Genomic DNA, 9,453 nt, shown 5'->3' on the forward strand with positions numbered 1-9,453 from the left:
GTTGGCGCCGCTACGCGGATCTGATTAAAGGGTTCAGCAGCATAACGAGCGCGGCAGACATTGAGCAACGGGCAATGTCCGTTGCGGCGATGAACGACTCGCAACAATTCAGAGAAACATCCTACAGGCATTGCCTACTCGCCCGACTTCTTTCCTGTTTGATCCCCCGCAAAGTCCTCGCACCTTTTTGATGTGCGCGAGAACTGCGAATGCTCCCAACCGATCAGCTTCTGGCTCTGAACAACAGCATCGGCCTGCTCGTTGTTGCTGCTTTGAATCCCGATGAGCCGGATTTTGACAACCTGATCTACGAGTTCCGCTTGTGCCTGAACAACTACGAGGCCTGGGCAGAGCAGTTCTGGACAGGCACCGCGCTGGATATCGAGCAGGTGTTCACTGTCGGCAACGACGTGCGCCTCAGCGCGCCGATCAAGTCGCGCCAGCCGCTCAGTTCATCGGTGGTCATGTGCCCGGCCAGTGGGCCGCTGACGCTGGTGCACATGTTCGACGCCGCGCGGTTCGTGCCGATTGGCAACACCCCGGTGACGCTCGAACCGGTGCTTGCCGAAGTCGGCGGCGTACTGACTTTCGGCGAACCAGTGCACCACACCATCGGCCCCAGCGGCATTCTGCAGGTGACCGACTGCGATCGGGGCCAGCGTTATCGCATCACCTTCTTTCCCGATGTGTCCACCGACCATGTGCGTGCTCTGTATGCCTCTTATGAAGGTGTCATTGCAGGCCTGGAAGGCTGGCTGCGCGCTGAGTGGACAGGGTTTCAACCCCAGTGGACGGAGTTTTCCAGCGCCGGATTTCTTCAGCGTTACGGTCAGCTGCAACAGGCCGACTGGCGCGGGTTCGAGAAAGCGCTGAACGGCGTTTGGGATGACATCCGCCAGGTATTCGCCCTGCTCGCCGACTTGCAGGCCAACAGTGAAAAGCTGCTGGAGTACCTCAGCGAGGCCGAGCTTGAGGCGTTATTGAATGCCTCCAGCGACGCCATCGCCAACGGCCTGCTGATCCTCGGTGATGAGCCACTGCTGTTCATTCATCTGGCCGCGTTTACCAGTTGGCTGAAGATGCTGCCGCCGCAGTATCTGGCTGAAGTGGTGGCCGAGGTGCGGGTCGAACTGCTGATCAGCTTTCTGTTGATGGGGTTGTCGGGTGGTGTTGGCGTGCCGGTGCGCCTGAGCAGCAAAGTGCTGGCGAAGGTCAAGTCGCCGCGCGCTCGGGAGTGGTTGGCGGCTTCGGCTTTGCGCTTGGCCGAACTGACGTCCTCGGCGGATTTGACGCGGCATGCCAGCGTTTTGAAACCGCTGATGCTCAATGTGCGTGACGTTGAGTTGAAACCGACACCGTCGATACCGCTGAACATTCGTCAGGCCGATTCGCTGGTGTTGACCGTGCCGAATCCGGCGCCTGTTGTGCGGGACAAGTCTGGCGGTTCGAGTCGGTTGGAACGGCATGAGCCTCACGACGACTCGCCGGATCAGGCGAAAAACCCCAACGGTGACAGCGCCGATTGCGTGCCGCGCACCTGCACCAATGGCTGCCCGGTGTCGATGGTCACCGGCGAAGAACTGCTGACCCTGACTGATGGGGTGCTTGATGGCGTATTGTCGTTTGAGTTCACGCGGTTGTATCGCTCTAGTGCCGCCGAGATCGATGTCGGGCTGGGGTTTGGCTGGAGTCATTCGCTGGCGCATCGGCTGGTCTTTGAAGGCGACTTTGTGGTCTGGGTCGACCACGAAAACCGGCGCACCCGCTTTCCACTGCCGAGTATTGAACGCCCGGCGATTCACAACAGTTTGTCGCGGACGGCGATTTTTCTGGGTGATGAACCGGAGGAGCTGATCCTTGCGCTGGCCGGGGAAACGGCGCGCTTCTATCACTTTCGCGCAGGCCGTTTGACGGCGATCAGCGATGCCTATGGCAATCGTCTGACCGTGCAACGCGATCGCTCTGACCGGGTGCAGCGACTGGATAACGGTGCCGGGCGTTCGCTGTTGTTGCGCTATGACCGCGCGCAGTTGCTCGGTATCGATTATCAGGTGTTTCGCGACGGCGCCTGGAGCACTGAACAGGCGCTGGTCAGTTACCGCTACGACGCCTATCAGCACCTGATCGAAGCCAGCAACGCCGTCGGTGACAGCGAGCGTTACGACTACGACGACGCCCACGTGATTCTGCAGCGGCAACTGGTCGGGGGCGCGAGTTTCTTTTGGGAGTGGGAGCGGTCCGGCAAGGCTGCCCGCTGCGTGCGCCACTGGGCGTCGTTTTCGCAGATGGACACGCGCTACGTCTGGAACGACGACGGCAGTGTCGCGGTGCATTACGTCGACGGCACCGAAGAGACGTACGTCCACGACGAGCGTGCGCGACTGGTGCGTAAAGTCTCGGCGGATGGTGGTGAGCAGCTCAAGGCCTATGACTCTTCGGGGCGCTTGATTGCCGAGCAGGATGCCTTGGGCGCGGTCACTGAATACCGCTACGACGAGGTCGGACGGCTGATCGCGCTGATTCCACCGGACGAGGCGCCCACGTCCTACGAGTATCGCAACGGTTTCCTGCACAAGCGCTCTCGCGGTGACGCAGTGTGGATCTATCGGCGCAATGCCGAAGGCGATGTCACCGAAGCGGTCGATCCCGACGGTCAGGTCACCCATTACTACTACGACACCCGGGGTCAGTTGCTGTCGATCCGCTACCCGGACAGCAGCCGACATCGCTTGGTCTGGAACAGCCTCGGCCAGTTGACCGAGGAAACCCTGCCCGACGGTGGCGTGCGGCGCTTTTCTTACGACGCACTGGGGCGACGGACGACGACCGCAGACGAACATGCTGCGGTCACCCGTCAGCATTGGGACGCCGTTGGCCGACTGATTCAGACGACGTTTCCTGACGGTGCGACCCGCGCCTACAGCTACGGCGCCTACGGTCAGGTCACCGCCGAGCGCGATGAACTGGGGCGCATCACCCATTATGAATATGACGACGATCTGCACCTGGTTTCGCGGCGGATCAACCCCGACGGCACGCGGGTGCAGTACCGCTACGACCACGCGCAACTGCTGCTCACCGAGATTGAAAACGAATCGGGGGAAAAGTACCGGCTGGACTACACACCGACCGGGCTGATCCGTCAGGAAAGCGGTTTTGACGGCCGGCGCACGGCGTATGCCTACGACCTCAACGGCCATCTGCTGGAAAAGACCGAGTTCGGCGATGACGGCTCGCAGTTAGTCACGGCGTATGCGCGCGATGCGGCCGGGCGTCTTTTGGTCAAAACCCTGCCCGACGGCATCAAGGTCAGCTATCAATACGATCGCCTCGGCCGTTTGATCGGGGTCGACGACGGCCAGCAACACCCGCTGGCCTTCGAGTACGACCGCCAGGACCGGCTGATCACCGAGCATCAGGGCTGGGGCACTCTGCGCTACCGCTACGATGCCTGCGGCCAGCTCAAGCGCCTGCGTCTGCCGGACAACAGCGTGCTCGACTACCGCCACGCCAAGGGCGGTGCGCTGACCGGCATCGACCTCAATGGGGCCGAGCTGACCCGCCACGTCTACCAGTCCGGCCGCGAACGGCAACGCCAGCAAGGCCTGCTGCTCAGCGAATATTCTTACGACGATCAGGGACGATTACTCGCCCACGCCGTAGGCCATCAGCGCGATGCGTTGTACCGCCGTGATTATGCCTACAACGCCAACGGCAATCTCGCGCACATCGCCGACACTCGCCACGGCCAGCGCACCTACGGCTACGACACCCTCGACCGCCTCATCCGCGTACGCCACTCACGCGACGAACTGCCGGAAAGCTTCGCCCACGACCCGGCCGGCAACCTGCTGATGCAGGACCGCCCCGGCCCCAGCCAGATCAAAGGCAACCGCCTGCTGCTGCAGGGCGATCGACATTACGACTACGACGCCTTCGGCAACCTGATCCGCGAACGCCGCGGCCGCGCCCAGACCCTCGTCACCGAATACCGCTACGACTGCCAGCACCGCCTGATCGGCCTGACCCGCCCCGACGGCCAGATCGCGTCCTACCAATACGACGCCTTCGGCCGACGCATCAGCAAAACCGTCGGCGACGCCACCACCGAGTTCTTCTGGCAAGGCGACCACCTCGTCGCCGAAAGCAGCGAACACGAATACCGCAGCTACGTCTACGAACCCGGCACCTTCCGCCCGCTGGCGCTGCTCGACGGCAAAGGCCCGAAAAAAGCCTGCCCGTTCTACTACCAGCTCGACCACCTCGGCACCCCGCAGGAGCTCACCGACTACAGCGGCGACATCGTCTGGTCCGCGCAATACGACGCCTACGGCAAAGTCGCCACGCTGACCCTCGCCGGCGACGACTACCTGAACCAGCCGCTGCGTTTTCAGGGGCAGTACTTCGACGGCGAAAGCGGCCTGCATTACAACCGGCACCGGTATTACGACCCGAGGCTGGGGCGGTATCTGACACCGGATCCGATCAAGTTGGCCGGTGGGTTGAATCAGTACCAGTACGTGCCGAATCCGACGGGGTGGGTGGATCCGTTGGGGTTGAACTCCAATTGTCCACCGAAAGGTCAAAAATCGATCAATTGTCCAAAACCTGATGAAGTTGAGCTTCCACAGGTTTCCAGGCGCGGTGCATTCAGGCAGGCAAAAGTTGATGCAGGAATACCGAAAGGGCAACAGCCTGACATTCAAACTGATGAGGTAAGTGGCAGGCAGAAGCAGTTCACTTATGTCAACATGACGGATAGAAAAGGAAATAACATTCTAGACAGCAGTGGAAAGCCGATTATAACCAGAGAGTATAGATTCACCCGAGAGGATGGTTTTATATTGACACTCCAAGACCACTCAGCGGGACATAAATATGGAGATATAAATAATAGAGGAGATCAAGGCCCTCACATAAATATACGACCCGCGCATGACACACGCAATGGCAAAGTAAAAAAATACGCGCGATCATTATCCATTCAAGGAATGACGATGAAATACTGGAATGAAATAGAAGGAAGCAAACTCTTCAATATGGTATTTAGCAGAAATATACCCGTTGGGGAGATCAAGCTATTCGCTTTAAACATGGACAACAACCTTTCAACATTGACCTTGGCATTTGACATTAGAGAAATGCCGGACACTCCTCCGAAAAAATGGGAATCCATAGGATACAATGCTTGCCGAATCGGAATAACATGCGGTGAAATTAGAGAGCTGACGACATCCAACATTCCAACTCAAAAAAAATTAAGTCTATCCATACAACCAATTGGAGACAGATATCTGATTTCAGCTGTATCAAGCACTTCGAAAGTAACGTTTACCACATCATCATTAAGACTGCGAGAACCTAGCGTATATTTAACAGAGTTACCTTTCTAAAATTTATTGAGCGACGGGTGCTCTGTTGCCGTGTGGCATCATAAAAAATTTATATAGATACAGAGAACAGTTCGACATCCAGTTGCTCAGCATGATTCTAGACAATCTGGAATTCTCTAAATTCGAGATCTCACATTGTTAGCACTACAAAAAGACGCCTATACCTAGACTCGCTCACCAGTTCAATGTCTGGCGGGCAGCCGTTTTTAGTCGCTAACAAATTTGTAGGACCTCTTGAACTCAGGCCCTTAAAATCCGGATTCAGACGCTCAGATCTTCTCAAACATCCGATGACTGCTCATCCTCATCCTCTTCATACTCCATAGCCGCCTCATCCGAATCATTCAGCGGCACCGTCGCATCATCCATCAACGACCCCGGGTCCTCATTCCCCGGGTCATTGATAAACGGCAGTCCACTCGAACCTTTCTCTTCCTTGCCTTCGGTTTCAGGAGTCATGGCAACCTCGTCATTTCAGGGAGTGTATGACGTTCGAAAAGCCCTACAGCCAATCGTTCCGAAGTCCGACGATCAAATACAAAAAACCCGGCAAAACGCCGGGTTTTCGTAAAACCATCCATCAATGATGGCGGTTTTTATGTTTGTTCTTGTGTTTGTGACCACCACCCGAATGAGAGCCACCATCGTCACCGAGGTTATTACCGACCGCACCACCCGCCGCGCCGCCCAACCCTGCGCCAATGGTCGAACCCGTAGAGCCGCCGAGGCTGTTGCCGACGACCGAGCCACCCGCCGCGCCGAGACCACCGCCAATGGCCGCTTCGGTTCGATTGCGTTTATTCGCCCCGACGGCACTGCCGGCCGCGCCGCCAACGCCTGCACCTACCGCCGCGCCAGTACTGCCACCGAGTTGTCCACCGACCACATTACCGAGCGCGCCGCCCAAGCCGCCACCCACAGCGGCGGTGCCATCACCGGCGGCCATCGCCCCTTGTGCTACCAGCAAACCGAAAAACAGTGCAGATAATGACAAGCGCATATGAACCTCACAGTTCCCGAAGCGGGACAGTCCGCCCAGACATGGGCCTATGTGAGATTGGAGACGCAAACGGGGAAAACGTTCAGCCATGAAAAAGCCCGACATCAAGCCGGGCTTCTTCGGACAACGATCAGTCTCAGTGACGCTTGTGACCTTTGGACAGGTTGCTGCCCACCGCGCCGCCAGCCGCACCGCCCAGGCCAGCACCAATGGTTGCGCCGGTCTTGCCGCCCAGGCTGTTGCCGATTACCGAACCGCCGGCCGCGCCAACACCGCCGCCAATCGCCGCTTTGGTCCGGCTCCCCTTGCGCGCCGCCACTGCGCTGCCCGCCGCGCCTGCTACGCCAGCACCAATGGCCGCGCCAGTGCTGCCGCCCATTTTCTGGCCGACCACATTACCCAGCGCGCCACCCAGACCACCGCCCAGCGCCGCGGTGCCATCGCCGGCAGCCATTGCACCTTGAGCAACCAGAAGCCCCAGAACCAGAGCAGGCAGTGTTAAACGCATGACGAAAACCTCAAAAATTGGGATGACAAAAAGGGCCGGGATTTAATGCGGTCGCCGCGAAAAAGTCCAGCCGAAAATCAGTGGCTTTACGCACTTGGCGCCGATTGGACAGCGATTCCGGAAAAGGTTTTATGACAGGCAAAAAAAAGCCCGCTGGGGAGACGGGCTGGAGACTTGCTTTCTAACGGATGGCTTCACCCTACCGTGGTAGACGTGAAAAGTTTGTGAAAGCCCACTGCATTCGCCAACAAAGTGCGTAGGACATTTCCTCATTCAATCAGCCATAAAAAACCCCGTTCAATGACGGGGTTATGCAGTGACAGATTATTTTCTGGATCGCGCGCTGACCTTGGGCAGAAATTTTGCCTTCGGCCCTTTCGGTGCTGTGGATTTGATCTTGCCGGTCTGCACCCGGTCCTCGCCAAAGCCTGACTGGTACTCGGTCTGACCGCACCGTACACAGTTATTGAAGGAAAATTCAGCGCCATCGTCTTCGATATACGGATCAGTCATACCATCGCCCCTTCGCCACCGGTCGACACCGGCAAAAACCCATTCGCCTGAAAAAATATCGACCTCCAACGCTTTTGAGACTAGCTGGTCATTCCTGGACTTGTTATTCAGATCTCCTGATGCCCGACGAATGGCCTACACAAAGTCAACGCGAAGAATTGCCATTGGTCCTACACCGCTAAAGAATTCCTGAGACAGGCCGTTGCCCTTTTTCATACAAATGAATCTCAAGGAGAGAACATGCAAATCAACGGATTCCCGAATCTACCCGTCGTAAAGCTCACGGACGAACAAATCGCAGCCGGCAAAGCCGGGGCGGAAAAACTCAAGGACAAAATCGCTTCCGGTGAAATCACCATCAAATATCCGGGCCCGGATACGCCGGTTCTGCAGCCTGGCGTCATTTACCATCCGAGCCAGCCAGTGCAACCGAACCAACCTTCCGACACACCTCCGCTTGTCGCCATCGACACGCCGCTCACCTATGACGCGAGAGGTGCTGTGATCCTCAAACCACAAGGCTGATTACACAGAAAGATTGAGCCCGTTCAATCTCTGAACGGGCTCACACACCGTCAAGCAAACTCAGCGCAACTTCACCGCCGTTCCCGTCGCAAACACCACAACCATCCCGCCCTTGCAGCCGGGCATGCTGATCTCGAAATCCACCCCGACCACCGCATCAGCCTGCAGAGCACGCGCACGCTCCCGTATTTCTTCGGTCGCCTGAATACGCGCCTCCTTCAAAGCCCGCTCCAAGGTCTGCGAACGCCCGCCGAAAAAGTCGCGCATACCGGCAAACATGTCACGGATCACATTCACGCCCTGCACCGACTCGGCACTGACGATGTCCAAATACGCCGTAATCTGCCGACCTTCAATGGCGTGAGTGGTGGAAATGATCATGGAATGGCGTCCCTTTACTGATAGATAGGTCGGCGATTGTAATCGCTCAACGCTGAACTCAACTCGCTGCCAATAAAATCCGGACGCCAGAATGCACAAAACCCCTGACTTCTCTCGAAATCAGGGGTTTTGTGTACTGAATATGGCGGTGAAGGAGTCCGCCAACTTAATATCCGTCAACGACCGATATAATTCTCTAGCCCTTTATTTTAAAGGCGCTGCAAGCCTATCATCGTCTCATGACATCCACCAGAACCCATCACATTCCGCCTGTTAGTGGGGGGACAGATGGGGGAACTTAACGGTACGTAAGGGCATAACTTGGGTAAGTTGACGGCGAAACAAATCGAGAACCTGGCGGCCCCCGGCACGTATGAAGACGGGGATGGTCTGCGCCTTTTTATCAAACCTAACGGGAAGAAATATTGGGTACTGCGTTTTCAGCTTGCCGGAAAGCGCAGGGAAATGGGGTTAGGTACCTATCCCGCCATCGGCCTTAAGGAGGCCCGACAAAAAAGCAGTGATCAACGACGCTTACTGCGCGACGGTATTGACCCATTGCAGGCGCGTGATGATGAGCGCACCGCACAGCAGGCGGCTGAGCACCAACGCATCAGGAAATCCGTCACGTTCCAAGACGTATCCAACGATTACATAGAGGCCCATCGTGCCGGTTGGAAAAACGTCAAGCATGCCCAGCAGTGGACGAACACGCTGGCGACTTACGCTGCCCCCGTCATTGGCGACCTCGCGACGAGCCAGATCACCACCGAACACCTTCTCGAAATCCTCAAACCTATTTGGGCCAGCAAAGCCGAGACGGCGAGCCGGGTGCGTAACAGGATCGAACTGGTCCTCGATGCCGCTAAAGCACGTGGATTACGAGACGGTGAAAATCCAGCCCGCTGGCGTGGACACCTGGACAAACTGTTACCGCCCAGCTCCAAGGCTAAACGCACCCAAAACCACCCGGCATTGCCCTACTCGGAGCTGTCTCGCTTTATGCAGGCACTTAATAGTGTCGAAGGACTCTCTGCCTGCGCACTCAAAATGACCATCCTTACGGCCTGCCGAACCAGTGAGGTTCTTGGGGCCGACTGGAGTGAGGTTGATTTGAAATCCAAACTTTGGAC

8 protein-coding genes are annotated in these 9,453 nt (G+C 57.3%); 3 read left to right on the forward strand and 5 right to left on the reverse strand.

The window, feature by feature from the left end; translation table 11 throughout:
• The first annotated feature begins 209 nt into the window (after window positions 1-209).
• Window positions 210-5,393: an RHS repeat-associated core domain-containing protein gene (locus F8N44_RS30235; RefSeq protein ID WP_150652932.1), complete on the forward strand. Its 5,184-nt coding sequence runs from the start codon at window positions 210-212 to the stop codon at window positions 5,391-5,393.
• A 279-nt stretch (window positions 5,394-5,672) separates the two neighbouring features.
• Here F8N44_RS30235 and F8N44_RS30240 read toward each other — a convergent pair whose 3' ends face one another.
• The 4 genes from F8N44_RS30240 to F8N44_RS30255 form a co-directional block, all read right to left on the reverse strand.
• The gene (locus tag F8N44_RS30240; RefSeq protein ID WP_150652933.1) at window positions 5,673-5,852 is read right to left on the reverse strand and encodes a hypothetical protein; all 180 of its coding nucleotides are present in this window, start codon (window positions 5,850-5,852) and stop codon (window positions 5,673-5,675) included.
• 121 nt (window positions 5,853-5,973) lie between these two features.
• A complete protein-coding gene (locus F8N44_RS30245) occupies window positions 5,974-6,393 on the reverse strand; it encodes a YMGG-like glycine zipper-containing protein (protein WP_007914081.1) in 420 nt (139 codons plus the stop codon).
• A gap of 136 nt (window positions 6,394-6,529) precedes the next feature.
• Complete coding sequence (locus F8N44_RS30250; RefSeq protein WP_007914079.1) at window positions 6,530-6,901, reverse strand: glycine zipper domain-containing protein; 372 nt, start codon at window positions 6,899-6,901, stop codon at window positions 6,530-6,532.
• Window positions 6,902-7,225: 324 nt separating this feature from the next.
• A complete protein-coding gene (locus tag F8N44_RS30255; protein ID WP_095050941.1) occupies window positions 7,226-7,414 on the reverse strand; it encodes a hypothetical protein in 189 nt (62 codons plus the stop codon).
• Between the two features lie 240 nt (window positions 7,415-7,654).
• On the opposite strand from F8N44_RS30255, the gene F8N44_RS30260 reads away from it, so the two are divergent.
• A complete protein-coding gene (locus F8N44_RS30260; RefSeq protein WP_127926469.1) occupies window positions 7,655-7,939 on the forward strand; it encodes a hypothetical protein in 285 nt (94 codons plus the stop codon).
• Window positions 7,940-7,999: 60 nt separating this feature from the next.
• Here the strand turns inward: F8N44_RS30260 and F8N44_RS30265 are convergent, their stop codons facing one another.
• Window positions 8,000-8,320 (reverse strand): YbjQ family protein, encoded by a 321-nt coding sequence (locus F8N44_RS30265; RefSeq protein WP_150652934.1) that lies wholly within the window; start codon window positions 8,318-8,320, stop codon window positions 8,000-8,002.
• Between the two features lie 321 nt (window positions 8,321-8,641).
• Between F8N44_RS30265 and F8N44_RS30270 the strand changes: the two genes are divergently transcribed.
• The coding region (locus F8N44_RS30270; RefSeq protein ID WP_150652935.1) for a tyrosine-type recombinase/integrase at window positions 8,642-9,453 on the forward strand (812 nt) is incomplete at its 3' end.

Origin of the sequence: Pseudomonas fluorescens (assembly GCF_902497745.1) — a bacterium.
GTDB lineage: Bacteria > Pseudomonadota > Gammaproteobacteria > Pseudomonadales > Pseudomonadaceae > Aquipseudomonas > Aquipseudomonas fluorescens_BM.